Here is a 24,588-nt window from a genome sequence, read left to right as displayed (position 1 = left end):
GCGACCTGGCCACCTAGAGAGAGACACAGTGAACACTCCCAACAACGGACGCGGATCCCGCGTCGCGGCAGGTCTGCTCGTCGCAGGCGTCGCCGCGCTGACCCTCGCAGCGCCTGCAAGCGCCGCGACGCCCAACCTCGTCGACCCGGACGCCGTCGGTTCGCTGACGATCCACAAGTTCGAGGCACCCGAGACGCCCACCGGCCTGCCGAACGACGGCACCGAGCAGAACGTCGCACTGGCACCGCTGCCGGGCGTGGGCTTCACGGTCTACAAGGTCGACACGATCGACCTGACGAGCAACCAGGGCTGGGTCGACGCGAACGATCTCGCCGACCTGAACCCCGACAGCGTCGCTGACATCACGGCTGCCGGATACACGGCCAGCGCGATCGGCGGTCAGACCCTGACCGACGCGAACGGTGAGATCGCCCTGGCGAACCTCGACCTCGGCCTCTACTTCGTGGTGGAGACCGCTCCGCTCGCTGGCTCCACCGGCGTGGCCCCGTTCCTCGTGACGGTCCCGCTGACGGACCCGGCCGATGACAGCACGTGGCTGTACGACGTGCACGTCTACCCGAAGAACGCCCTCACCGAGGCGACCAAGACCGTCGAGGACTCGGCCGACATCAAGCTCGGCGACGAGATCGACTTCACGATCACGGCAGGCATCCCCAACGTCGCAGTCATCGACGGCTACAAGATCGTCGACACGCTGGACGCCAAGCTCGACTACGTGAGCGCCGCTGTGACGCTCGTCGACGGAACCCCGCTCGCTGCGGGTGACTACACGGTCGTCCACGACGCCGCCACCAACGCGGTGACGGTCGAGTTCACCGCCGCGGGTCGCGCAGTTCTCGCGGCTCACCCGGCCACCGAGGTTCAGGTCGTCATCACCGCCGAGGTAAACACGGTCGGCGAGATCGCCAACACGGCAGTGCTCTACCCGAACGCCGGTTCGTACACGGTCGCACCGGGCGAGCCCGGCGGACCCACCGTCACCCCCGAGGTCATCACCAAGTGGGGCGACATCACGGTCGAGAAGACCGACAAGGCCGGCGCACCGCTCACCGGTGCAGTGTTCTCGGTGTACCCGACCCAGCAGGACGCGATCGACGGCACCAACGCCATCGCGCTCGCCGGTTCGACCGAGTTCGCGGTCGCCGCTGACGGCACCGTGACCATCTCGGGTCTGCGCTACTCCGACTGGGCTGACAACGCCACCGTCGCCGTGGGCGAAGACGGCTACCAGTCGTACTGGCTCGCTGAGATCGTCGCACCCGACGGGTTCGAGCTGCTCGCAGCTCCGATCGAGTTCACCGTCACCGCCGCCACCTCGGCTGTGGGCGTCGACCTCGAGGTCGTCAACGTTCCCTCGAACGCCGGCTTCACCCTGCCGCTGACCGGTGGCACCGGCACGACCCTGTTCCTCGCCGGCGGCGTCATGCTGCTCGGTGGAGCGGTCCTGCTCGCCATCCGCAGCCGTCGCAAGGCCGCAGCACAGGCGTAACCCGAAAGACCGGCCGTGCGGGGGAGGTGAAGAGATCCCTTCCCCCGCACGGCCCATTCGTTTCCACCTACTTCTTCTCCAGCTCCGATCAGAAAGCGCAGCATGACCCTCATCGACGCGTCCGCACCGGACGCCCCAGCGCGACCCGCTACGGGTGCCACCGCCCAGAAGGCGCGGTGGGGATGGAGCCAGTCGATCGTCATGCTCATCGCGACCATCGGCATCGTGGTCCTCGTCTACCCGACCGCGGCCTCCTGGTTCTCGGCCTGGTCTCACGACACCGACGTCGACGGGTACATCCAGTCCGTCGAGCAGATCCCCGATGAGGCGGTCGACGAGATGCTCGCCGCCGCTGAGGAGTACAACGAGAATCTTCCGACCGGGCCGCTGCGCGACCCGTATGCCCTCGGAGCAGACGGACAGCAGACGGCGATCGGCGAGGGGGCCTCGGCGTACTTCGACACTCTGACCACCGAGGGAACCGACACGATGGCGCGGATTCGCATTCCGAGCATCCACGTCGATCTGCCGGTCTTCCACGGCACCGATGAAGACACACTGTCTCGCGGTATCGGGCACCTCTACGGCTCATCGCTTCCTGTCGGTGGACCGGGGACGCTTTCGGTGCTCACCGGCCACAACGGCTTCGTGCAGGCCACCCTCTTCGATGACATCGATGAACTCGTCGAGGGCGACGTCATCATCGTCAGCGCACTGGGCGAAGACCTCTACTACGAGGTCGATCAGACCAAGACCGTTCTTCCCGACGACGCGGAAGACCTGCGTCAGGTCGCCGGCAAGGACTACCTCACGCTCGTCACGTGCACGCCCACCGGCGTCAACACGCACCGCCTGCTCGTGCGCGCAGAGCGCATCGATGCTCCGACCGAGGACTCCGCGGTGACGACCATCGCGGACACCACCGACCCCGCCGGCTTCCCGTGGTGGGCACTGCTCGTCGTCGGGGTGCCGGCACTCACGTTCATCGTCGTCAAGCCTCGCCGTGCCCGGAAGAACCGCAGCGGCCGACGAGCGACGCACGTGTCCGCTGGCTCCGACTCATGACGGTCGACGTCGCAGTGGACCGCACCGCCGCGAACGGCGACGAACCCGGCGAGCCCGTGACACGCCGCCGCCCGCGGCGACGTATCGGTCTGCTGTCGACCAGCATCCTGCTCGTCGGACTGGGAGCATCCTTCCTCTCCGCATCCGTGCTCGCCCCCGATGCGGTCGACAAAGTGACCGGTGACGTCAAAGTCTCGGTGCTGAAGACATTCCATGAGGTCTTCGCGCCCGACGAGCTTCCCGTCATCAGGCTCGGGGTCGAGGGCGGGATGGTCGAGCTCGACCGATGCGACGGCACGTTCACCGAGATGATCAGCTACCGCATCGACGACGTGCTGCCGCTGTTCGCCGCACACAACAACTGCGGGGGAGACGTGATCCTCGGCTGGGAGCTCGGTCAGCGGGTCACCGTCGAGGGCTCCGACGTGATCTACGAGGTGGTCGAGGAGCGGCACACGCCCAAGTGGTCGAACGTCGAAGAACTCACCGGTATGACGGGGGAGTTCATGGTCCAGACGTGCTTCTACGGCGAGAACAAGATGCGCTTCCTGTCGCTCGCGCCCGTGGACCCGGCGGCGAGCGGCAGCTGATGTCCTGCACAGCGAGAATCTCGGGTTCTGACCGTCACGATTTCCGGTCATACCGGTCTTGTAGGTATGGCCATCGGCCTCGCGTCGGGTTCCCGGCCGACGCCCGCACAGCAGAGGTCGACCACTCCCCGGCCGAACCTTCTCAGAGCGGATTCGACCCTTACGAGAGTCGGAGGGACGAGGCATCCCCACTGCCTCGTCCCTCAACCGTCTCCGGCGCTGCGCTCGCGATGCCGGACTCGACAGCATCCGGAGCAGCATGATCCTCGGTACGTATCTCGACGACGACGACATCTCGGGTGAGCCGTCCGATGCCGAGATCATCGAGGCGGTGCGGGGTGGCGACATCGGCGACTTCGCCCTCCTGTGGCGCCGGCATGTCGAATCCGCGCGCCGAGCCGCGCGAGCGATCTCGCCCTCGGCGGATCCCGACGATCTCGTGAGCGAGGCGTTCGCGTCGATACTCCGGGTGACCAAGGCGGGCGGCGGGCCGAGCGACGCGTTCCGGCCATATCTCCTCGCCACGCTGCGCAACACGGCCGCGCGCTGGTCCCGCAACGGGACCGACCTGTCGATCGACCTGATCTCGGAGGGCGATCTGTCGTCGGAGGGCGGCGATGCCTTCGAGCGCATCGCCGAGCGATCCAGCATCGCGGCCGTGTTCGGCACGCTGTCGGCTCGGCATCGCACGCTGCTCTGGTATCTCGAGGTCGAGGGCATGAAGCCGCGAGAGCTCGCGCCCCTGATGGGGATGACGGCCAATGCGGTCTCCGCTCTCGCGGCGCGCGCACGCGACAGCTTCAAACGCGCCTGGCTCGAGGCGCACATCCACGATCCCTCGCGGTCTGAGGACTGCAGGTGGTTCTGCGAGCGCGTGGTCGACCGTCGCGGTCGTCCGGTCGCGGTCGGCGACGCCGACCGTTTCAGAGAGCACATGAGCGTGTGCGGCGGATGCCGGATCGTCGCCGCGGAGATCGATACCGTCTCGCAGCGGCTGCGGGCGATCCTGCCTGCCGCGCTGTTGGGAGGCGTGGCGGCGGCGATCTACACCGGTGATGCCTCCGCGGAGGCGCAGGTCATGGGCGCGAGCTCCGTGGTGGGGTCCACCGGGTCGTCTGGCTGGGCCGATGCAGCAACCTCCTCGATCGGCGCGGGGGCGCCTGTCGCCGCGCACGGAGCAGCGGCGGTGGTACCGGCCGGTGGCTTGGCCGCCTTGGCGGCGACCGCCGTCGTCGTGGTCGGCGCCGTCATCCTGGCGGGCAGCGTCCTGAGTCTGTCGGCCGAGGAATCGGACGATTCGGAACTCACCCGGTCGATCTCCGAGGCGTCGGTCTCCGGTGAGGCGGGCCCGGTTCTCGAAGATCTGCCGCGCTTCCCGACTCAGCCGCCCGCATCCGAGCCGATGCCCGAACCGCAGCCCCTGCCGTCGCCGGAGCCCGAGGTCGATGCGGGACTGGAGCCCGATTCGGACGCGAGCCGTGAACCGGAGACCCCAGGACCCGGCGAGAGGCAGCCCCCACTGACCCCGCTCAGTATCGCCCCGGCCCCGTCGACAGCGGTTCCGACTCCGACCCCGACCCCGACCGACGCTCCGTCGGAGACACCGCCGCCCATCGACCTGGCGGAGTTCCGCATCACCCGGTCGATCGCCCAGGACTCTCTCGTGCCGGATCTGATCGAGGGGGTCGGCGCTGCAGGCGCGGTCGTCACGGTGACCGACGAGAGCGGCGTCATGCTCGACACCGGGGTGATCGACGAAGACGGCGCATTCGTGCTCGACGTCTCGGGCGAAGCCCTGCGTCAGGGCATGACGCTCAGCGTGAGGCAGTACGACGCGGCGACCGGAGTCACCGAGTGGGCGGAGGCGATGGGGCCGCTCACCTTCGCGACGCCCACGATCGCGGCCGCGGACCAGGATGCCTGTCCTGAGGCGTCCCTCGGCGCTGTCAGCTGTCTGCATCTGAGCGCCGCACCGGATGCGTGGGTCGAGTTGCTCGATGAGCAGGGGCGATCGCGCACTGTGCGGCTCGCGACCGACGACATCGACGGGATCGTCGTGCGATCCGGTGTCGATGAGCCGTTCGTCGCCGCCCGGTACATCGAGCCGTCCACGGGTCGTGCCGGAGTGACCGTGCTGCTGCCGGCGGCGATCGAATGAGTCCTCACACTGCGGTGCGCGCGGTCGCCGACAGCCGGAGCCAGAGCCAGAGTCGCGTGGCCGGCGAATCGATGTCGATCCCGAGCTCGTTGCGCACGACATCGAGCCGATACCGGACGGTGTTCTGGTGAACGTGCAGTGCGCTGGCGGTCTCACGCACACTGCCGAGCTGGTCGAGGAAGACCCGCATGGTGTGCGTCAGACGGGTGCCCTGCGCGGCATCATGCTCGGCCAGGATGCTCGCGGCGTCGCCGACCGTGGCATCCAGGCCGTCGATCAGGTCGGCGACCTGGAGGATCGCCAGGCGATCGCGCATCTCGTCGAAGGTCGCGATGCGGAGCTCATGGTCGTCGCGGAGCGACGAACTCACGAGCACGCCGGCCGTGGCCCCGGCCTCACGATAGGAACGGCCGATGCCGTTGATGTCGTACGCGCGCGTGCCGATGCCGGCGATCAACGCGTCGTCGATCCGGATCACCGCCTGGGTGAAGGTCTCGACCGCAGCCGCATTCGGGCCCGGGATGAGCGTCACGACCTCCGAGCCGACGACCGCGTTGTGGGAGCCGGGGAAAGCGGCGCCGGACACGCTCATCGCCAGATGGAGTACTCGCTGCAGACCGCGCATCGCCTCCACCTCGTCGAACGTGGTGATCCGGAAGCACACGACCGTGCATCCGGCTTCGGGACGGATGAGGAGCTGCGACGCCGCGCCGCGGGCATGCCGTCGATCTTCGAGAAGCGTGCGGAGCAGGTCGGATGTCCGACGGTCCCGGTCGCCCGCCTCCGCTCGAGCACGAAGCAGATGCTGGGCCACGATCGGTTCCATCTCCTCCAGCAGGGACCGGGTCCGGGCGGCCGGCGATGGATCGATCTGGATCACCCAGAGAGAGCCGAGCAGCTCGCCGGACGCTCGCACGGCGATCCCGACGCGTCCGAACTCGTCGGTGCTCGAGGGGAAGTGCCGTGCCTCGCTGGCGCGGAGCAGCGACCGGTAGCGCGAGTCGGATGCGATCGAGATGTCCTCCTGCAGCAGCAGAGTGGTGCGTCGACGGACGTCGTCGATCGGCTGCTCGCTGTGCGTGGAGTAGCCGACGATCTGACCGGTCGAGTCGACGATGCTGACGGCACCGTCCGCGAGGGTGGCGATGGCGTTGGCGAGGCCGAAGAGGTCTCCCAGTCGCACACCCGAGACCCGGCCGATCGAGTGACCGCTCAGCAGCGACCGCAGGACGTTCGCCAGCTGTGCCCAGTCCCCGTCACTGTGGTGGAGGACAGGCAGGGCGACGTGCAGATCGAGGGCAATGCGCTCCAGGCCATCGCCGTCATCGGGAGCGCGCACCACCAGCGCGGCCGCCCCGACATCGGCCAGCTCGGCGACGAGGGCCGGAACGCTCGTCGTCGCGACACCGGCCCCGAGGACGATGCGATCGGTGTAGTCGGATGCGGATGCCGACGGATCGTAGAACTCCACGCCCACGTACGTCCTGGCATCGAGCCGCGTGCTTCGACGGGGGGAGAAGAGCCTCCCGTCGCTCAGACGGAGCGCGTCGCGCAACGTGGGAGCTTCGGCGCGGATGTCATCGAAGGCCATGGAATCTTCTCTATTCGGTGTCAAGAACTCTCGTATGAATCTACATACCGGTCAGATCGCGATGTCGCGAGACTGACAGTAAGAAGTCGAAAGGGATCCCTGTGAACGACCCGTCCGTTGCTCCTGCCTCGATTCGCGCCGAACGGGTCGCGCCATGAGCTCGTCGACAGTGCGCGAGCGGCGCACGCGGATCGATCCCGAGACGAGTGACGACGAGCTCGTCCTCGCGACCCGAGCGGGGAACAGCAGTGCGTTCGGCGTGCTGTGGGATCGTCACTCGCCGGCAGCCCTCCGCGCGGCGCGTTCGATCACGAGCTCGATCGACCCCGAGGATCTCGTCAGTGAGGCGTTCGCCAAGACCTTCAGCGCGATCCGCAATGGCGGAGGTCCGACGGATGCGTTCCGTCCCTACATCTTCGCGGCCGTGCGCAGCGCGGCCGCCACATGGGGAGGAAAGCAGAAGGACGTCGTCGCGCTCGAATACATCGAGGAGCTTCCGACCGAGCACACGGAGGATTCGCTCGACCTGCTCTCTGACAAGGCGCTGCTGACGGTGGCGTTCAAGGACCTCCCCGAACGGTGGCGCACACTGCTCTGGTACCTCGAAGTCGAGGGCATGAAGCCGCGTGAGATCGCGCCGCTCATGGGCATGACTCCCAACGCCGTCTCGGTGCTGGCGGCCCGGGCGCGCGAGGGCTTCAAGCTCGCCTGGCTGCAGGCCCACATCAAGGAACCGGGACGTGACCCGGAATGCCGGTGGGTCTGCGAGCGCATCGTGGCGCAGGGGCGCAGGCGCCATGTGGCGCGTGCCGACCGAACGCGATTCGACGCGCACCTGGAGCGCTGCCAGCGGTGCACGATGGCGAGCGCCGAGATCGAGCAGGCGTCATCGAAGCTGCGCGCCGTGCTGCTTCCCGTGATCATCGGCGGACCGGCGGCGTTAGCCTATTCGGCCGGCTCTCCTGCGCCTGCGACGGCTGCGTCTGCGCCGGCCTGGATGCCCAGGGGTACCGCTCGATGGCTGGTCGTCGGCGGATCCGTCGCGGCAGTCGGGGCCGTCGTCGCGGTCGCAGCGGTGGCCGCACAGCTGGCGCCCGTGGGCGCGCCGAACGCCGAGGAGTCGTCGACACCGTCGTCCGCGCTCGTCGTCGCATCTCCGGCGCCGATCATGTCGCCCGAATCGACGGCGGTCCCGAGCCCGATCGCGCCGGCGGAGGAGGCCAAGACGGGTGTCGACCCGCAGACGCCCGTAACAGTTCCCGAGGAGCACGCCGGCCAAGAGGTCGTCATCGACCCGATCATCGTGGTTCCCCCGGTGGTCGACCCGTCCGTGGTCGAGCCTCCCGCCGGCGGCCCCTCGGTCATCGCGCCACCCGTCGTGAAGGCGCCGGTCGTCGACCCTCCTGTCGTCGACCCTCCTGTCGTCGACTCTCCGGTGGTCGAGCCTCCTGTCGTCGACCCTCCGGTGGTCGACCCTCCGGTGGTCGACCCGCCGGTGGTCGACCCTCCTGTCGTCGACCCGCCGGTCGTCGACCCTCCGGTGGTCGACCCTCCCGTGATCGACCCTCCGGTCATCGAGCCTCCCGTCGCCGAGCCGGTGACGATGGACTGGAGCATCCTGCCGGGGACGACTGTTCCCCCGACCATCACCGGCACGGGAACTCCGGGAGCAGCGGTGCAGATCGTCGACGAGACCGGACTCGTGATCGCCTCCACCCTCGTCGGTCCTGACGGAGATTTCTCGGTGCGCCCCGATGTCGACACGCTTCACCAGGGCATGTCGATCTCGATGCGCCACACATCCCGGACCACCGGCGTGCGGACGGTGAGTGATCCGACGGGGCGCCTCTACTTCCCGGTCCCGGGGCTCGCCGAAGACTCGGACGGTGCGATCTCCCGCGTCGACTCCGACGGCGACGGGCGACGGGATGACCTCTCGCTCGACGTCCGCGGCGTCGCCGGCTCGACGGCATCCGTGTCCCTGGACGGGGAGACGGCGTCGCTCGCGCTGCTCGACGACTCCTCGACCATCGTGTCGTTCATCGACATCCGGCCCGGGCTCCATCGGATCACCCTGCGCTACGTCGACCCGGCGACGGGGATCCTCGGCATCTCTGACACGGACTACATCCTCGTCGTTCCCTGACCGTCACCCCGTGTGCGCAGGGCCCCGCGGGGTGCGCCAGATGAGAAGCTAGAAGGATGAGCATCTCCCGCGAATCCGACGTGATCGCCCCGACCGGGGGCGGCCCGCTGACCGATGTCGAGGTGAGGCGACTCCGCGAGGACTTCCCGATCCTGCGCTCCGAGGTCAACGGGCACCCGCTCGTGTATCTGGATTCGGGTGCGACGTCGCAGCGTCCGCTCGCCGTGCTCGACGCCGAACGCGAGTTCGCCACCACCCTCAACGCGGCCGTTCACCGTGGTGCGCACACTCTCGCGGCCGAGGCCACCGAGGTGTTCGAGGACGCTCGGGCCGCCGTCGCGCGGTTCGTGGGTGCCGACGAGGGCGAGATCGTGTGGACGTCGAACGCCACCGAGGCGCTCAACCTCATCGCGTATTCGATCTCTAACGCCTCGCTCGGCCGCGGGGGAGCGGCAGCCGAGCGCCTGCGTCTGCGCGAGGGCGACGAGATCGTCACGACCGAGATGGAGCATCACGCCAACCTCATCCCGTGGCAGGAGCTCGCGGCCCGCACAGGAGCGACCCTGCGGGTCATCCCGCTCGACGACGACGGTGCCCTCCGGCTCGACGCCGCCGCAGATCTCATCACCGACCGCACGAAGCTCATCGCCGTCACGCATGTGTCGAACGTGCTCGGCGTCATCAATCCGGTCGAGCATCTTGTGGCGCGTGCGCGCGCCGTCGGCGCGCTCGTCGTGCTCGACGCCTGCCAGTCGGCACCCCATCTGCCGCTGGATGTCCGCGCACTCGACGTCGACTTCGCCGTGGTGTCCGGTCACAAGATGCTCGGGCCGACGGGAATCGGCGCGCTCTACGGGCGGCGCGAGCTGCTCGAGGCCATGCCGCCGTTCCTGACGGGTGGATCGATGATCACCACCGTCACCACGACGGAGGCGGCGTACCTGCCGCCGCCGCAACGGTTCGAAGCCGGCACCCAGCGGGTGTCCCAGGCGGTCGCGCTCGCCGCGGCGATCGACTATCTGACGGCGGTGGGGATGCCGCGCATCGCGGCGCACGAGGCTGCATTCGGCGCGCGACTCGTCGAGGGGCTCACGGCCATCGATGGGGTGCGCGTGCTCGGTGCCGGCATCGATCTGCCGCGTGTGGGCCTCGCGAGCTTCGACGTCGAGGGCATCCACTCGCACGATGTCGGGCAGTTCCTCGATGATCGCGGCATCGCGGTGCGTGTCGGACACCACTGCGCACAGCCGCTGCATCGTCGCCTCGGCGTCACCTCATCGACGAGGGCCAGCACGTACCTGTACACGACCGATGACGAGATCGACGCCGTGATCGACGGCGTCCAGGGTGCGATCGACTTCTTCCGGAGGGGCGCATGAGCGACCTGCAGAACCTGTATCAAGAGCTCATCCTCGATCACTCCCGCACCCCGCACGGGTTCGGGCTCCGGGGTGAGATCGCCGCGCAGTCGCACCAGGTGAACCCGACCTGCGGTGACGAGGTGACTCTGCAAGTGCACCGCGGCGCCGACGGCGGCATCGAGGCGATCGCGTGGGAAGGACACGGATGCGCCATCTCGCAGGCATCCGCGTCGCTGCTCGCCGAGCTCGCCGAGGGGCTCACGGTCGACGAGCTCGAGATCCGCATCGCCGCGTTCCGCGAGGCGATGCGTTCGCGCGGCAAGATCGAACCGGATGAAGAGCTGCTCGGCGATGCCGCTGCTCTCGGGGGCGTCTCGCGATACGTGGCACGGGTGAAGTGCGCCATGCTCGCCTGGGTCGCTGCGGAGGATGCACTCCACAAGTCCTGAGCACCGAGGCGATGCGGTGCAGGATGGAACCATGCCTCTTGAACTGACTCCTCTCACCGCAGACGCCTTCGACGACTGGCGCGAGGCCACGAGAGCACGACTCGTGTCGCTGCGGCAGGAGTCCGGGATGCACGTCGGCGACGATGCCGTCTCGCACGTCGACGCCGTGCTCGACGAGCTGCTCCCCGCAGGGCACGACACCGAGACCTCGCTCATCCTCACGATCGATGACGGCGACGCCCGGATCGGCACCGTCTGGCTCGCCGCGAACAACGGCGTGCTGTTCATCGTCGATCTCGCGTTCGCGACCGAGCCGAGTGGCCGACAGCTCGACGGCCTCCTCGACGAGCTGACGACGCTCGCGCGGAGGCAGCAGGTCGGTCGTCTGAGTGTCGCCCTGCATTCGTCCGACACCGCTGGTCGCGGTTTCGTCGAGGGGCGGGGATTCGAGGTCGCGTCGATCCAGATGCTTCTCGAACCGCTGCCGTCTCGGGCGGCACAGCCGTCAGACGGCGCGTTCGTCGTGGCGCCGATGACCCCGGAGCGCTTCGCGAGCTTCGCTGCCGCGTCCGAGGCGGCCTTCGCGGAAGACCTGGTGGCATCCGGTCGGTATTCGGCGGAGGATGCCGTCGTCGAGTCGCACCGGCAGATGGAGCTCGAGCTGCCGGACGGCATCGATTCGGAGGGGCAGGAGCTGTTCACCGCCCATGTGGACGGCATCGAGGTCGGGGTACTGTGGATCGGCGTCCGTCGGCGAGGAGGGCGCCCGCACGGGTTCATCCTCGACATCGAGATCGCCGAGGACCAGCGCCGCAAGGGCTATGGTCGTGATCTCATGCTCGCGGCCGAGCGCGAGGCCGCACGACTCGGTGCCGACTCGATCGGGCTGCATGTCTTCGGTTTCAACGCCTCCGCGATCCGTCTCTACGAGAGCCTCGGCTATCGGCGGGTCGAGGAGCGCTTCCTGCTCACGGTGTGATCGCGACACGCGGGGTCGCGCGGGAATAGCGGCGCGGGACGGGCGTTGGGCCCCACATGACTACTCTCGGAATCATCGGTGCAGGACACATCGGCAGCCAGATCGCACGGGTCGCCGTGGCGAACGGTTACGACGTGGTGATCGCGAACTCCCGTGGACCGGAGACGCTCTCGGATCTCGTCGCAGAACTCGGCGATCGAGCGACTGCCGCAACCGCGGTGGATGCGGCTGCGGCCGGAGACGCCGTGGTCGTCACCGTCCCCCTGGGCAAGATCGACGAGCTGCCGGTCGAGCAGCTCGCGGGCAAGATCGTGCTCGACACGAACAACTACTACTTCGAGCGCGATGGGCACATCGAGGCCCTCGACCGCGGCGAGACCACCACATCGGAGCTTCTGCAGGCGCAGCTGCCGACGTCGCGCATCGCCAAGGCGTTCAACCACATCCTCGCGGCCGACATCACGACCGACGGATCGCCCGCGGGCACACCCGATCGACGCGCCCTCGCCACAGCGGGCGATGACGCCGAGGCCGTCGCCTTCGTCACCCGCTTCTACGACGAGGCCGGCTTCGACACGGTCAACGTCGGACCCCTCAGCGAGTCCTGGAGGGTCGAGCGGGATCGCCCGGCATACGTCGTGCGCCAGAACGCCGACGAGCTGACGGCGAACCTCGCGATCGCCAACCGTCTGCCCTGACGACACGGACGAGGGGAGCGGATGCCGAGGCATTCGCTCCCCTTTTCTCTGTCCGCCCCCGATGAAGCACCCGTAACATATGCGCCGCGTTGGGATACCAAACTTGTCGGGCGGTTCTCCGAGTGAGACAATTCGGTCATGGCGGGGGTGGGGACTACCGGCGAACTCGAGTCGGTGCGGGTGACGCGCGTTCTTCGCGATGACATCGTGCTCGGTCGGCGCGCCCCCGGTTCCCGGCTGGTCGAACGAGATATCGCGGCCGAGCTCAACGTCTCGCGGCTTCCGGTGCGCGAGGCCATCCGCACTCTCGTCGGCGAGGGAGTGGTCGTCGCACGCCCGCGGACCTGGGCAGTCGTGCGGGAGTTCACGCATCGGGACATCCGGGATTTCGGGGAGGTCCGCGAGGCGATCGAGACCCTGATCTTCGTCTTCGCCGCCGAACGTCACACCGACGAGGGGATCGCGCGGCTTCGGGCGGCCTATGAGCGCGAATTCGCCGCAGCATCCGCGGGCGAGATCGAGGCAGCGCGGATCGCTGCGGGCGAGTTCCACGAGATCTCGGCCGAGCTCGCCGGCAACGAGATGCTGGGCGAGCTCATCGCGGTGTTCGTCACACGGCTGCGCTGGCTCTTCGGGCAGCACGACGATCTGCTCGCGATGGCCGAGGAGCATCGGCTGATCCTCGAAGCGGTCGCCGCACGTGACACGGACGCCCTGCGCGTGATGGTCCCGCGCCATCTGGCCAGCGGGCAGGAAGCCGCCGAGCGACGCCTCAGCGACCAGGCATAGTCGATCTGATCGGCCCGGCCCGGCGTGCCGCGCGAACGCAGCGCACGACCGCGCCGCGCGGCCGACCACCGACCGGCCTGGAGAGCGGTCTCCCGCGGGGATATATTGGCCATACGGAATGGTTCCGGAGAGTCGTGTCCTGGGGAGCGATATGAGAGGCGTCGCCGTCGTCGCGGGGGGACTGCTGCTCCTCGGCGGAACGGTGCTCATCGCTGTCGCGGATCAGCAGCGTGTGGATGCCCTCGCCGAGGCGAGGGCGGCTGTCGTCCAGGCGGAAGAGCGGCTCGAGCTCGCGCGCGAGGTGAACCTCCGTCTCGCCGAGCAGCTGACGGCACTGCGCACCACCATCGCCGAACAGGAGACGCTGCTCACCGACACCTCCGGGTTCCTGCCATGAGGCGAACTCTGTGATCCGGCGGTTCCTCTCCGTCACGATCGTCGCAGCAGTGATGCTGACTGCGGGCGTCGTCGGTCGCGCCGCGGCCCTGGACGAGGACAGGGCAGAGGCGATCGCCGAGCTGCAGTCGCTGGCGCAGTCGATCCGTACGGCGGAGATGCGCACGGACCACCTCGACGGATCGATCGCGATCGCCGAGAAGGACACCGCAGCGCGTGCCGCAGTCCTCGAGGTGCGGCCCGCGTTCGTCGACGAGATCGCGGCGCTGACTGCGGCGATCGAGGGAGCAGCCGGCAAGGTCGACACCTCGGCACACAGGGCCTCCGCGCAGTCGGCCCAGCAGTCCGTGCTCGACGAGCGCAAGAACCCGGCGACCGTGGTCGCCGCCACAGCCACCGTGCATGCCCTCATCGACAAGGTGGGTCAGGACATCGGCAACTGGGAGACGGCGCAGTACGCCGCTCCCTCGGGCCCCGCGTGGGCATCGAGCGGTCCGGACGGGTACGCGCGCGTGCGTGCCGCTCTCGACCAGGTCGGCGGCGGGGCAGTCGGGCTCTACGAATCGGCTTCCTGTGCGGGAGGGACCGCGCCGGCGTGCGCGAACAGCGGCGGCTTCATCAAGTACCGCGCCGACATCGTCGACTGGAGTGCCGACCGACTGAACTGGGCGATGGCGCATGAGCTGGCGCACATCTACCAATTCCGGGTGTGGGGCGCCCTGACGTCGTCAGATGCCTACTACTCCGCGTTCGGAGGAGACGCCGAGTTCCTTGCGAACTGCATGGCGGTGGTTCGCGGATATCCGGGATCTGTCGGGTGCGACGCCGACCAGCAGGCGTGGGCGTCCGGGATCTGGGTCGGCGCAGTCGGCTGACTCAGGCGATCGGCGTCGTCGTGTCGATGGCCTCGCGCAGGGGACGCCGCATGACCCGCCAGTAGCTCGACGGGGCGACGCGGGTGAGTACATCGATCAGTCGCGCCTCCCGTCCGACCATCGTGCGGGCGCGGCGACGTTCGGTCGCGCGCACGATCAGCGCCGCGGCATCCGCGGGCTCCGTGTGGTACATCGCCGCCTGGGCGGCCGCGGCTCGCGCGGCGACGGCCGGCTCGATCGCCGCGGCATACCGTCCGTGCAGGATGATGCCCGTGCGCACGCCGGCGGGATACACCGCTCCCACCGTCACCGAGGTGCCGTCGAGTTCGTGGCGCAGGGCCTCGGAGAACCCGCGCACCGCGAACTTGCTCAGGGAGTAGGGGATGCGTCCCGCGGGGGCTGCCAGCGCGTAGACGCTGGCGAGGTGAGTGATGTGGGCGGCCGGCGCCGCGCGCAGGGCAGGGAGCAGCGCCTTCGTGATCGACACCGTGCCCCAGAGGTTCACATCCGTCAGCCAGCGCATCTCCTCCATGGTCAGCTGGTCGAGGTCGCCGAGCATCGACGAGCCCGCGCACGTGATCAGAGCATTCACCCTGGGGTGCGCCGCGGTGATCTCCGCGGCCGTGGCGAAGACGGCGTCGTCGTCGCGGAGATCGACCACATGGGTGGTGACGATGGCGCCCGTGAGCTCGGCGGCGATGGCTGCGAGGCCGTCGGCGTTGTGGTCGATGAGCGCCAGATGCACGCGTCGGCGAGCGAGCAGCCGGGCGATGTCGGCACCCATCCCGCTCGCAGCGCCCGTGATGACCGTCGTGCTTCCGGTGAGCGTGAGACGCTTCATCGCATCCCTCCTGGCGGCGATCGGGAGAGCAGCCGGTCGTGGAGTGGGTCGGAGAGACCCGATTCCGATCCATTCTGGCCCACTGCATCCCCGAGCGATACCGGTACGCTCGAAGGGAGGAGGTAGGGGTGGGACGAACAGCGGATGCCATCGCCGAAGGCGTTGCGATCGCGACCGCTGCGGCGCGCCTCGCCGTGAAGAATCACATCCTCATCGGCACGATCGCCGAGAACGGCGTCTTCGACACGGACAAGTACGTCGCCGATGCGCGGGAAGCGCTGCGGGCGATGGCCGAGGAGTCCGAAGAGGTCGAGCGCAACCTGACCGAGCTGCGCAAACGCGCTCGCGGTCGCCATTCCGACCCCTCGGGAACCCATGACTACCGGGACCGCGACGTGCGCAACCTGCGTCGGAGGGCCAAGCAGTCGCACGGGGTCGCGACCAAGCTGCGCGACATGATGGAGGACGAGGCCGCCCTGCGGGTCATCGTCGAAGAGGCGCGCGAAGGAGCCTGGGCTGACGTGCGGCACAACCTCGATCGTCGGCTGCGCGTGGAGGGCATGCGACCCGATCAGGACCCCGATTACGACCGGATGCGCGAGGCGCGGATGCAGGCGCTGCGACTCGTCGACCTGCAGGCGCTGTCGTCTCTGCAGCGTGCGAAAGCGAAGCGGAAGAACAAGCAGAACACGCCCGACAGTGACGAGTGAGCGCTCGTTTCGCTTTCGCGTCTCGTCTGTTGTAGGCTGTTCTACGGCCCGCTGAGCGGTCCAGGAGCGCCCGTAGCTCAATGGATAGAGCATCTGACTACGGATCAGAAGGTTAGGGGTTCGAGTCCCTTCGGGCGCACATCAGCTGAAACCCCCGTCGCGCAAGCGGCGGGGGTTTTGCGTTGTCCGGCATCCATGCGGTCTCCATCTTCGGCTCCACTTTTCGGCCCTCACGCCCGTCCAGCGAAGGCCCGTCCAGCGAAGGAGAACTCACGCTGCGAAGGAGCGGATGCGAGTTTCAGACCTTCGGCACGGGTGATCTCCGTCGCAGCGAGCGAGCGGTGACATGACTGCAGGTCAGTCCCTGCGCCACATCTCGCCGAGGGTGGACGTGCGGGGGAGCAGGCGCGGCTCGAGGGTGACGCTGCGCGCCGCCGCACCGGGGTCGGCGATGCGCTCCAGCAGGAGATCTGCTGCGACGGCGCCCATCTCCTCGCCCGGCTGACTCACCGTGCTGATCGGGATCGCACTCTCGGACGCGAAGTGGTTGTTGTCGTAGCCGGTGATGGCGATGTCGTTCGGAACCGAGAATCCCGGCACCTCGTTGAGGATCTGGATGAGGCCGATGGCCACGAGATCGGATGCCGCGACGATCGCGTCGTAGGCGCCCGCACCGCGGGCGAGGATCTGCCGTCCGGCATCCCGTCCGTGCCTGATGTTCACGCCTCGCGTCTCGAGGATCTCGATGCGCGCGTCGGGGTGCGCGGCGGTCGCCTGCTCGGCGCCCTCCCAGCGCTGGTTGACGGCCGTGAGGAAACGCGGACCGCCTACGAAGAGAACTCGTCGGCGCCCGAGCGCGATCAGGTGCGATGCGGCGAGCGCCCCGCCGTGGCGCTCGTCGACGGTGACCCCCGGGTACGCGAGAGACGGGGACTCGAAGTTCACCAGCACGGTCGGAGTGGTGCGGTTCTCGGGGTGCGGCGACTTCGCGAGCGCCGTGTCGAGAGGGGCGAGGATGATGCCGGCCACGCGCGAACGGTCGAGCAGCTCGAGGTTGTGCACCTCGCGATCGGGGTCGACGTCCGAGTTGACGATCAGCACGTCCATCTTGTGGCGCCGCAGCGCTCTCTCGGCGCCGCGCGCGATGTCGACGAAGAAGGAGTTGCCGAGGTCGGCCAGCACCAGGCCGACCGAGGTGCTGTTTCCCGCGGCGAGAGAGCGCGCAGCATCATTGCGGACGAATCCGAGCTCGGCGATGGATGACAGCACCTTGCGACGGGTCGCCTCTCGCACCTTCTCGGGATTGTTGAGGGTGTTGGACACAGTGCCGAGGGCGACTCCCGCGTGAGCGGCGACGTCCGCCATGCTGGGCTTCGAGCGCCCGGGCGGGGGAGTGTCGGTCACGTCATCCTCCTCGGCATCGTCGCCATGACCTGGCCCTTCAACTCTAGAGCATCACTATTCGTGAAGCGCTTCATTTGTGATGCGTAACTCTCTTGACAATGCCTTTTTTTCTATGGCATGGTGTGAATGAAGCGCTTCAAAAGAGGCGTCGCTCTTCAAGGAGGAACAGTGACCACAGCAATGAGGCGCGCCCGTCGCCTGGCCCCCGCAATCGCGCTCATCGGCGTCGGCGCTCTCGCGCTCTCCGCCTGCTCCGGCGGCTCCGGAGGATCGGGCTCCGAGTCCGGCGCCGGTTCCGGCGAATTCACCTATCTCGGCCAGACCGAGAACACCACGATCATCAGCACGCTCGAGACCCTCGCCGGCGACCAGTGCAAGGCTGCGGCCGACGCGGCGCCGCTGACGTCCGATGACATCTCGGGCACGCAGTGGGACCAGCAGCTCCAGCTGCTCGCGAGTCAGGACGGTCTGTCGGACATGCAGATGGCTGCCGGCACCCCCGCGCTCATGTCGGAGTTCATCGACGGCGGCAAGGTTCTCGACCTCTCCCAGGCACTCGACGACCTGGGCGTCTCCGACCGGCTGCTGCCCGCGGCTGAATCGACGGTCAAGGCGCTCTATGGTGACGGTGCCCTGTACGCGCTGCCGACCGAATTCAACATCGAGGGGTTCTGGTACAACAAGGAGCTTCTCGAGAAGAACGACATCGAGGTGCCCGAGACGTGGGACGACCTCGTCGATGCCGCAGCCACGCTCAAGGACGCCGGCGTCCAGCCGTTCGCCACCGCGGGCAAGGACGGCTGGCCCGTCACCCGCCTCGTCGGCGACTACATCTTCCGCACGCTCGGCCCCGACGCACTCCAGAAGGTCGCGGACGGCGATGCGAAGCTGACGGACCCCGAGTACGTCGCCGCCGCAGACGCGGTCGCTGAGCTCGGCAAGGCCGGATACTTCGGTGACGCCGTCGGCTCGATCGACTACAACGCCTCGATGAACCTGTTCCTCAGCGGGAAAGCCGCCTTCTACTACATGGGCAGCTGGGCGCTGGCGAACTTCAACGACGAGGAGCAGAACCAGATCGGGGTCGACAACGTCGGCTTCGCGCGCTTCCCCGCAGTCGAGGGCGGCGAGGGCAGCATCGACCAGATCCCGGCCAACGTCGGCATCCCCGTGATGTTCGCCGAGAAGAACTACGACGATGAAGCGGCCGCGTGGCTGAAGTGCATCGCTGAGGGCTACGGCGACACGGCGCTGAACGAGAGCGGTGTCATCTCGGGCTTCGTGGTCGACAACCCTCCCGCCGATCTGCCCTCGACGACGCAGACCGTGCAGGACGAGATCGCGAACGCTCCGTCGAGCGTGCTCTGGTTCGAGGCGCTCTTCACCCCGAAGGCGACCGGCATCAGCCAGAACAACGGTGCAGGTCTCGCCAACGGCAGCCTCTCCGGCGAAGAGTTCATGACGCTCGTCCAGGCCGCCAACGACGAAGGCTGACCCACTCTCGGGGCGGGCATCCGCCCGCCCCGAGACCGTCCTCGTCGCATCAGGAGATCCACCATGCACAAAGTCCTCGGTGACAAGCGCGCCATCTTCGTCCTGCTCGGACCCGCGCTGCTCGTCTACTCCCTCGTCATGCTCGTCCCGATCGTGTGGTCGCTGTTCTACACGGTGCAGGACGGCAACCCCATCACGGGCTTCACCTTCAACGGGTTCGACAATTTCACCAAGTTCTTCCAGGACCCGGCCGCCTGGGACGCGATCTTCTTCACCCTGAAGTACGCGCTCATCCTCACCGCCCTGCAGGTGATCGTGGGCTATCTGCTCTCTCTGATGTACGTCTTCTGGCTGCGCAAGGGATCGGGGATCATCCGCACGATCGTGTTCTTCCCCGTGGTGCTCCCCACGGTGGCGGTCGCGCTGCTGTTCCAGCGACTGTTCGAGGCCGCGCCGACCGTCGGACCGGTGAACTCGTTCCTCGGGATCCTCGGAGGGCAGAACCTCGACTGGTTCGGCACCCCCGACGCCTCCTTCTGGGTGATCATCGCGATGGACCTCTGGCGGTCGATGGGCTTCTATGCCGTGCTGTTGTACGCCGGACTCGTCGACATCCCTGACGAGCTCATCGAATCGGCGCGCATCGACGGGGCATCCGGCTGGAAGCTCATCCGCACGATCGTCCTGCCGCTGTCGCTGCCCGTGCTGCTGTCATCGATCATCTTCAGCATCAACGGCACGCTGAAGGTCTTCGACACGGTCGTGGCGCTGACCAACGGCGGACCCGGCAACGCGACCACGCCGCTGACCCTGTACATGTTCCGCACCTCGTTCGCCTACGGCGACTACGGGTACGGGAGCACGATCGCCCTCATGCTGACGATCCTGTGCCTGCTGTTCACGGTCTTCATCTTCCGCTCCACCCGCCGCGATCTGACGAAGGACTGAACCAGTGAGTGCGACAACCGCCATCGTCACGGGCACCCCGCTGCCCACCCGCCGCGACGTCGATCCGAACCGTCGAGGCGCCAGAGACTTCTTCCGACGGCTGCCGATCCGGCTGCTCATCGCCGTGCTGCTCATCGTCGAGGTCTATCCGATCCTGTGGATGCTGCTCGGGTCGTTCAAGACGCAGAACGAGTTCCTCAACGAGCCGTTCTGGGCTCTGCCGCAGTCGTGGGACATCGTCAACTACATCGAGGTGTTCACCACCGGCGAGTTCGGCAAGTACATCCTCAACAGCGTCGTCGCAGTGTTCCCGTCGCTGGCGATCATCCTGGTCTTCGGCACCGCAGCCGGCTTCGCGCTCGAGGTCATGGTCTGGAAGGGGCGCGGCACGGTGCTGCTGCTCTTCCTCGCGGGCATCATGGTGCCTGCGCAGATGATCCTGCTGCCGCTGTTCACGATCTACTTCCGCACGAACATGACCGGCACGCTGTGGCCGCTCATCATCACCTACGTGGCGCTGGGGATGCCGTTGACCGTGTTCATGATGGCGACCTTCTTCCGCTCGGTGCCTCGGGAGATCTTCGAGGCGTCGACACTCGACGGCGCATCCATCTTCCGTTCGTTCTTCTCGATCGGCCTCCCGCTGGTCAAGAACGCCCTGTTCACGATCGGTCTCGTGCAGTTCTTCTTCCTCTGGAACGACCTGCTCATCGCCCTGACGTTCACCAACAGCAGCGACCTGCGCACGATCCAGGTCGGACTGCTCAACTTCACCGGAGAGTACGGAGCGGTGCAGTACGGGCCGACCTTCGCCGCGATCTCGGTCAACGTGCTCGGGACGCTGCTCATCTACGTGTTCCTCAACCAGCAGGTCATGAAGGGCCTGACTGCCGGATCGGTGAAGGGCTGACATGACGAACATCATCGAGATCTGGCTGGAGAACAGGCGCGGAGGCAAGACCCTCGGCATCGGCGAAGCCGAACCGCGGATCTCCTTCGTGGCGGATGCTGCGGCAGACGCCTTCGAACTGGAGTTCGTCGCCGACGACGGAACGGTGCGCGCCGAGCGCACGACGTCGACGCAGCGCGTCGCCTGGCCGTTCGCGCCTCTCGCGCCACGCGCCGGGGGAGACCTGCGCATCCGCGCCCTCGATTCCGGCCCCTGGAGCGAACCGGTGCGGATCGAGTCCGGGCTCGGTGACGACTGGCAGGTCGACTTCGCCTCGCCCTCGGTCGTGGCCGACCGCACGGCACCGCGGCCCGCGTATCTGCTGCGGGCTGCCATCGCCGAGGGGGCACTGCCCGGCGACATCGTGCGGGCCCGGATCCACTCCACGGCGCACGGCGTGTACGAGCTCGAGGTCAACGGCGAGCGCATCGGGGACGACGTGCTCGCACCGGGGTGGACGAGCTACGGCCACCGTCTGCGCTATCAGACGCACGACGTCACCGCGGCGCTTCGCGTCGGAGAGAACGTGATCGGCGCATGGCTCGCCGACGGCTGGTACCGCGGCCACATCGGGTTCGACGGGGGCGTGTGGGACATCTACGGATCGGATGTCGCGCTGCTCGCGCAGCTCGAGGTCACCACGGCGGACGGTGTCACTCGACAGGTGGCCCTCGAGTGGCTCACGGCGCCGTCGCCGATCACCGCGGTCGGGTTGTATGAGGGCGAGAGCTTCGATGCGCGGTTGACGGAGGACGGCTGGTCCGCGCCGGGATTCGACGCCTCCAGCTGGAGTCCGGCGGCCATGTTGCCCCGAACCGATTTCCCGGCGGCGATCGAACCGCCGACCGCTCTGCCGGTGCAGGAGACCGAGACGCTGCGCCCGGTCTCGGTCGAGCGTCAGCCGGGCGGCCGCATCCGTCTCGACTTCGGTCAGAACATCTCGGGGGTGCTCCGTATCCGGGTGCGAGCGGATGCCGGTCACACCGTGACGCTCCACCACGCGGAGGTCATCGAGAACGGCGAACTCGGCATCCGTCCGCTCCGGGCGGCGACATCGGTCGACAGCTACACCGCCGCGGGTTCGGGTGAGGAGATCTACACCCCTCGCTTCACGATCCACGGCTTCCAGTACGCCGAGCTCGAGAACTGGCCGGGCGAGCTCCGCGACGGAGACGTCGAGGCGGTGGTGATCCACACCGGCATGCAGCGCACGGGCTGGTTCGAGTCGTCGAACGACGGGCTCGACAGGCTGCACTCGAACGTCGTGTGGAGCATGCGCGACAACTTCGTCGATCTGCCGACCGACTGCCCGCAGCGTGACGAGCGCGTGGGGTGGACCGGCGACATCCAGGTGTTCGCGCCCACCGCGCTGCGCCTGTTCGCGGCCCACGGCACTCTCACCGGATGGCTGCGCGACCTCGCTGTCGAGCAGGCTGATCAGGGGCACGTACCCAACTTCGTACCGTGGGTCGAGTGCGGCTTCCCGAACTTCCCGACGGCCGCGTGGGGCGATGCGGCCGTGATCGTGCCGTGGGAGATGTACCGCAACGACGGCGACATCCGGATCCTCTCCGACCAGTACCCGAGCATGCGCGCCTGGGTCGACCTGGTCGACGAGCTCACCGATCACACAGGACTCTGGAACACCGGCTTCCAGCTGGGCGACTGGCTCGACCCGACCGCACCACCGGAGGACCCCGGCAAGTCCCACACCGACAAGTACCTGGTCGCGACGGCCTATCACGTGCGCACGGCGCGCATCGTGGCCGACGCTGCTGCTCTGCTCGGCGAGGAGGCGGATGCCGCGCACTATCGCGGTGTCGCCGAACGAGCGTCCCGGGCCTTCCAGGATGAGTTCCTCAGCGACAGCGGCCGCGTGGTCAGCGACACTCCGACGTCGATCGCCGTCGCGCTGGTGTTCGAGCTCTTCGAGAACGAGGAGCAGGTGCGGCGGGCCGGCTCCCGGCTGCAGGAGCTCGTCGGAGCGGGCGGCTTCCACATCTCGACCGGTTTCGTCGGCACCCCGATCATCTGCGATGCGCTGGTGCGCGCGGGAAGCATGGACTACGCCTATCACCTGCTGCTGCAGGACGAGCTGCCGTCTTGGCTGTATCCGGTCAGCATGGGCGCGACGACGATCTGGGAGCGCTGGGACAGCATGCTGCCGGACGGATCCATCAACCCCGGCGACATGACGTCGTTCAACCACTACGCGCTCGGAGCCGTCGCCGACTTCCTGCACCGGGTGGTCGCGGGGCTCGCGGCGGATGCGCCCGGGTGGGAGAGGATCCGCTTCGAGCCGCAGCCGGGCGGTCGTCTCGAGCACGCGAGTGCGCGGTACGACAGCGTTCGCGGCACGGCGTCGATCGCGTGGCGGCGTGACGGCGAGCGCCTGTCCATCGACGTCGAGGTGCCCGCGGCATCCGTCGGCGTGCTCGTTCTTCCGGGATCCGCGGAGGAGATCCCCGTCGGCCCCGGGCGCCACTCGTTCACCACGACGTTCCGCGCCGTGGAGGACGACCCCGAACGGCCGTTCTTCGGCTGGCGCAGACCGGAGCCCGTTCTCGAGACCGAGGGAGCAGCATGACTCAGCAGCACATCCGGCCGGGGCAGGTGTGGCTCGACACGAAAGGCGAGTGCATCCACGCCCACGGCGGATCCGTCATCACCGTCGACGGCGTGCACTACTGGTACGGCGAGAACAAGGAGTTCTCGACGCCGGGGAGCGGGATCTGGCACTGGGGAGTGCGGTGCTACTCGTCGATCGACCTCGTGAACTGGGACGACCGGGGTGTCATCATCCCGCCGGACGAGGACGACGAGTCCTCACCGCTGCATCCGACTCAGGGGCTCGACCGACCGCACATCATCTTCAACGCCGAGACCCGCACGTACGTGTGCTGGGTCAAGGTCATGACGAAGGGATCGGTGCAGCGCTCGACGGTGCTCACCAGTGACAGCATCCTCGGTCCGTACGAGATCCAGCGCACCTGGCTGCGTCCGCTCGACATGAGCGCCGGGGATTTCGATCTGGTCGTCGATCCGCACGACGGCAAGGGGTACTACTACTTCGAACGGGTGCATTCCGAGATGATCTGCGCCGACCTCACCAGCGACTACACCGATGTCACCGGGTACTACTCGACCCACTTCCCGCAGCCGCAGCCGCCGTACGTGCGCGAGGCTCCGGCGCACTTCCAGCGCGGCGGACTGCACTACCTGCTGACCTCCGGCACCACCGGGTACTACCCGAACCCGTCCGAGTCGGCGGTGGCGCGCAGCTATCACGGTCCGTTCGAGGTGCTCGGCGACCTGCATCCGGGCGACGAGTCGCGCACCTCGTACCACTCCCAGATCTCATCGGTGTTCCGGCATCCAGGAAAGAAGGACCTCTATATCGCCGTCGCCGATCGGTGGCTGCCGCGGTATCTCGAGCACGGCGACCGCGCGCGACAGGCGTTCATCGAGCATTTCGCACCGGGGAAGGACGGCGACGAGCCGATGGAGGAATTCGCCTACGTCGACACCTCGATCGCCGACTACGTCTGGCTGCCGATCCGATTCGAGGGCGACCGGCCGATCATCGACTGGCGCGACGAGTGGTCTCCCGACGAGTACGAAGACGCCTGAGCGAC

21 protein-coding genes and 1 tRNA gene are annotated in these 24,588 nt (G+C 67.9%); 19 read left to right on the top strand and 3 right to left on the bottom strand.

The window, feature by feature from the left end:
- The first annotated feature begins 28 nt into the window (after positions 1–28).
- The 4 genes from QRN21_RS16080 (at position 29) to QRN21_RS16065 (ending at position 5,323) form a co-directional block, all read left to right on the top strand.
- Positions 29–1,510, top strand: a complete 1,482-nt coding sequence (locus tag QRN21_RS16080; RefSeq protein ID WP_053098784.1) for a SpaH/EbpB family LPXTG-anchored major pilin — start codon at positions 29–31, stop codon at positions 1,508–1,510.
- 102 nt (positions 1,511–1,612) lie between these two features.
- The gene (locus QRN21_RS16075) at positions 1,613–2,575 is read left to right on the top strand and encodes a class C sortase (RefSeq protein ID WP_285365219.1); all 963 of its coding nucleotides are present in this window, start codon (positions 1,613–1,615) and stop codon (positions 2,573–2,575) included.
- Complete coding sequence (locus QRN21_RS16070) at positions 2,572–3,165, top strand: hypothetical protein (RefSeq protein WP_056276892.1); 594 nt, start codon at positions 2,572–2,574, stop codon at positions 3,163–3,165. Before QRN21_RS16075 ends, QRN21_RS16070 begins: the two co-directional genes overlap by 4 nt.
- 259 nt (positions 3,166–3,424) lie before the next feature.
- Positions 3,425–5,323, top strand: coding sequence for a sigma-70 family RNA polymerase sigma factor (locus tag QRN21_RS16065; protein WP_285365216.1), 1,899 nt, complete (start codon positions 3,425–3,427; stop codon positions 5,321–5,323).
- Between the two features lie 4 nt (positions 5,324–5,327).
- Here QRN21_RS16065 and QRN21_RS16060 read toward each other — a convergent pair whose 3' ends face one another.
- Entirely contained in the window at positions 5,328–6,914 is a 1,587-nt protein-coding gene (locus QRN21_RS16060) for a PucR family transcriptional regulator (RefSeq protein WP_285365213.1), read from the bottom strand.
- A gap of 154 nt (positions 6,915–7,068) precedes the next feature.
- Between QRN21_RS16060 and QRN21_RS16055 the strand changes: the two genes are divergently transcribed.
- The 8 genes from QRN21_RS16055 (at position 7,069) to QRN21_RS16020 (ending at position 14,607) form a co-directional block, all read left to right on the top strand.
- On the top strand, positions 7,069–9,060 hold the full coding sequence (locus QRN21_RS16055; protein ID WP_285365212.1) for a sigma-70 family RNA polymerase sigma factor: 1,992 nt from the start codon (positions 7,069–7,071) through the stop codon (positions 9,058–9,060).
- 56 nt (positions 9,061–9,116) lie between these two features.
- The gene (locus QRN21_RS16050) at positions 9,117–10,439 is read left to right on the top strand and encodes a cysteine desulfurase (RefSeq protein ID WP_285365209.1); all 1,323 of its coding nucleotides are present in this window, start codon (positions 9,117–9,119) and stop codon (positions 10,437–10,439) included.
- Entirely contained in the window at positions 10,436–10,870 is a 435-nt protein-coding gene (gene sufU / locus QRN21_RS16045; RefSeq protein WP_056276906.1) for a Fe-S cluster assembly sulfur transfer protein SufU, read from the top strand. The genes QRN21_RS16050 and sufU overlap by 4 nt, the downstream gene beginning before the upstream one ends.
- A gap of 31 nt (positions 10,871–10,901) precedes the next feature.
- On the top strand, positions 10,902–11,849 hold the full coding sequence (locus tag QRN21_RS16040) for a GNAT family N-acetyltransferase (protein WP_198032376.1): 948 nt from the start codon (positions 10,902–10,904) through the stop codon (positions 11,847–11,849).
- Between the two features lie 56 nt (positions 11,850–11,905).
- Positions 11,906–12,547 carry an NADPH-dependent F420 reductase gene (locus tag QRN21_RS16035; RefSeq protein ID WP_285365206.1) on the top strand — a complete coding sequence of 214 codons (642 nt, stop codon included), beginning with the start codon at positions 11,906–11,908 and terminating at the stop codon, positions 12,545–12,547.
- Positions 12,548–12,685: 138 nt separating this feature from the next.
- Positions 12,686–13,336 carry a GntR family transcriptional regulator gene (locus QRN21_RS16030; protein WP_053098794.1) on the top strand — a complete coding sequence of 217 codons (651 nt, stop codon included), beginning with the start codon at positions 12,686–12,688 and terminating at the stop codon, positions 13,334–13,336.
- Positions 13,337–13,487: 151 nt separating this feature from the next.
- Entirely contained in the window at positions 13,488–13,733 is a 246-nt protein-coding gene (locus tag QRN21_RS16025) for a hypothetical protein (protein WP_072590746.1), read from the top strand.
- A 10-nt stretch (positions 13,734–13,743) separates the two neighbouring features.
- Complete coding sequence (locus QRN21_RS16020; RefSeq protein ID WP_285365204.1) at positions 13,744–14,607, top strand: hypothetical protein; 864 nt, start codon at positions 13,744–13,746, stop codon at positions 14,605–14,607.
- Position 14,608: 1 nt separating this feature from the next.
- Here QRN21_RS16020 and QRN21_RS16015 read toward each other — a convergent pair whose 3' ends face one another.
- Positions 14,609–15,448, bottom strand: coding sequence for an SDR family NAD(P)-dependent oxidoreductase (locus tag QRN21_RS16015; protein WP_285365202.1), 840 nt, complete (start codon positions 15,446–15,448; stop codon positions 14,609–14,611).
- 128 nt (positions 15,449–15,576) lie between these two features.
- On the opposite strand from QRN21_RS16015, the gene QRN21_RS16010 reads away from it, so the two are divergent.
- Together QRN21_RS16010 and QRN21_RS16005 are read left to right on the top strand one after the other, a co-directional pair.
- Positions 15,577–16,158, top strand: coding sequence for an asparagine synthase (locus QRN21_RS16010; RefSeq protein WP_072590748.1), 582 nt, complete (start codon positions 15,577–15,579; stop codon positions 16,156–16,158).
- A 66-nt stretch (positions 16,159–16,224) separates the two neighbouring features.
- A tRNA-Arg gene (locus tag QRN21_RS16005) sits at positions 16,225–16,297 on the top strand.
- A 218-nt stretch (positions 16,298–16,515) separates the two neighbouring features.
- Here the strand turns inward: QRN21_RS16005 and QRN21_RS16000 are convergent.
- Complete coding sequence (locus QRN21_RS16000) at positions 16,516–17,562, bottom strand: LacI family DNA-binding transcriptional regulator (RefSeq protein ID WP_285365198.1); 1,047 nt, start codon at positions 17,560–17,562, stop codon at positions 16,516–16,518.
- A gap of 168 nt (positions 17,563–17,730) precedes the next feature.
- Between QRN21_RS16000 and QRN21_RS15995 the strand changes: the two genes are divergently transcribed.
- From QRN21_RS15995 to QRN21_RS15975, 5 genes are all read left to right on the top strand, one after another.
- Positions 17,731–19,056 carry an ABC transporter substrate-binding protein gene (locus tag QRN21_RS15995; protein ID WP_285365195.1) on the top strand — a complete coding sequence of 442 codons (1,326 nt, stop codon included), beginning with the start codon at positions 17,731–17,733 and terminating at the stop codon, positions 19,054–19,056.
- Positions 19,057–19,119: 63 nt separating this feature from the next.
- A complete protein-coding gene (locus QRN21_RS15990) occupies positions 19,120–20,004 on the top strand; it encodes a carbohydrate ABC transporter permease (protein WP_053098799.1) in 885 nt (294 codons plus the stop codon).
- A 4-nt stretch (positions 20,005–20,008) separates the two neighbouring features.
- A complete protein-coding gene (locus QRN21_RS15985) occupies positions 20,009–20,914 on the top strand; it encodes a carbohydrate ABC transporter permease (protein WP_230101259.1) in 906 nt (301 codons plus the stop codon).
- Position 20,915: 1 nt separating this feature from the next.
- Positions 20,916–23,540 carry a family 78 glycoside hydrolase catalytic domain gene (locus tag QRN21_RS15980; protein WP_285365190.1) on the top strand — a complete coding sequence of 875 codons (2,625 nt, stop codon included), beginning with the start codon at positions 20,916–20,918 and terminating at the stop codon, positions 23,538–23,540.
- Positions 23,537–24,583 carry a family 43 glycosylhydrolase gene (locus QRN21_RS15975; protein WP_285365188.1) on the top strand — a complete coding sequence of 349 codons (1,047 nt, stop codon included), beginning with the start codon at positions 23,537–23,539 and terminating at the stop codon, positions 24,581–24,583. Before QRN21_RS15980 ends, QRN21_RS15975 begins: the two co-directional genes overlap by 4 nt.
- Positions 24,584–24,588 lie beyond the last annotated feature (5 nt).

Origin of the sequence: Microbacterium sp. LMC-P-041 (assembly GCF_030209555.1) — a bacterium.
Lineage (GTDB): Bacteria > Actinomycetota > Actinomycetes > Actinomycetales > Microbacteriaceae > Microbacterium.
This window is presented reverse-complemented; position numbering and strand designations above follow the sequence as displayed.

Coding starts and splice junctions, on each gene's coding strand:
- QRN21_RS16075 (WP_285365219.1), top strand. CDS start 1,613: ATGACCCTCATCGACGCGTCCGCACCGGACGCCCCAGCGCGACCCGCT.
- QRN21_RS16070 (WP_056276892.1), top strand. CDS start 2,572: ATGACGGTCGACGTCGCAGTGGACCGCACCGCCGCGAACGGCGACGAA.
- QRN21_RS16065 (WP_285365216.1), top strand. CDS start 3,425: ATGATCCTCGGTACGTATCTCGACGACGACGACATCTCGGGTGAGCCG.
- QRN21_RS16060 (WP_285365213.1), bottom strand. CDS start 6,914: ATGGCCTTCGATGACATCCGCGCCGAAGCTCCCACGTTGCGCGACGCG.
- QRN21_RS16055 (WP_285365212.1), top strand. CDS start 7,069: ATGAGCTCGTCGACAGTGCGCGAGCGGCGCACGCGGATCGATCCCGAG.
- QRN21_RS16050 (WP_285365209.1), top strand. CDS start 9,117: ATGAGCATCTCCCGCGAATCCGACGTGATCGCCCCGACCGGGGGCGGC.
- sufU (WP_056276906.1), top strand. CDS start 10,436: ATGAGCGACCTGCAGAACCTGTATCAAGAGCTCATCCTCGATCACTCC.
- QRN21_RS16040 (WP_198032376.1), top strand. CDS start 10,902: ATGCCTCTTGAACTGACTCCTCTCACCGCAGACGCCTTCGACGACTGG.
- QRN21_RS16035 (WP_285365206.1), top strand. CDS start 11,906: ATGACTACTCTCGGAATCATCGGTGCAGGACACATCGGCAGCCAGATC.
- QRN21_RS16030 (WP_053098794.1), top strand. CDS start 12,686: ATGGCGGGGGTGGGGACTACCGGCGAACTCGAGTCGGTGCGGGTGACG.
- QRN21_RS16025 (WP_072590746.1), top strand. CDS start 13,488: ATGAGAGGCGTCGCCGTCGTCGCGGGGGGACTGCTGCTCCTCGGCGGA.
- QRN21_RS16015 (WP_285365202.1), bottom strand. CDS start 15,448: ATGAAGCGTCTCACGCTCACCGGAAGCACGACGGTCATCACGGGCGCT.
- QRN21_RS15990 (WP_053098799.1), top strand. CDS start 19,120: ATGCACAAAGTCCTCGGTGACAAGCGCGCCATCTTCGTCCTGCTCGGA.
- QRN21_RS15980 (WP_285365190.1), top strand. CDS start 20,916: ATGACGAACATCATCGAGATCTGGCTGGAGAACAGGCGCGGAGGCAAG.
- QRN21_RS15975 (WP_285365188.1), top strand. CDS start 23,537: ATGACTCAGCAGCACATCCGGCCGGGGCAGGTGTGGCTCGACACGAAA.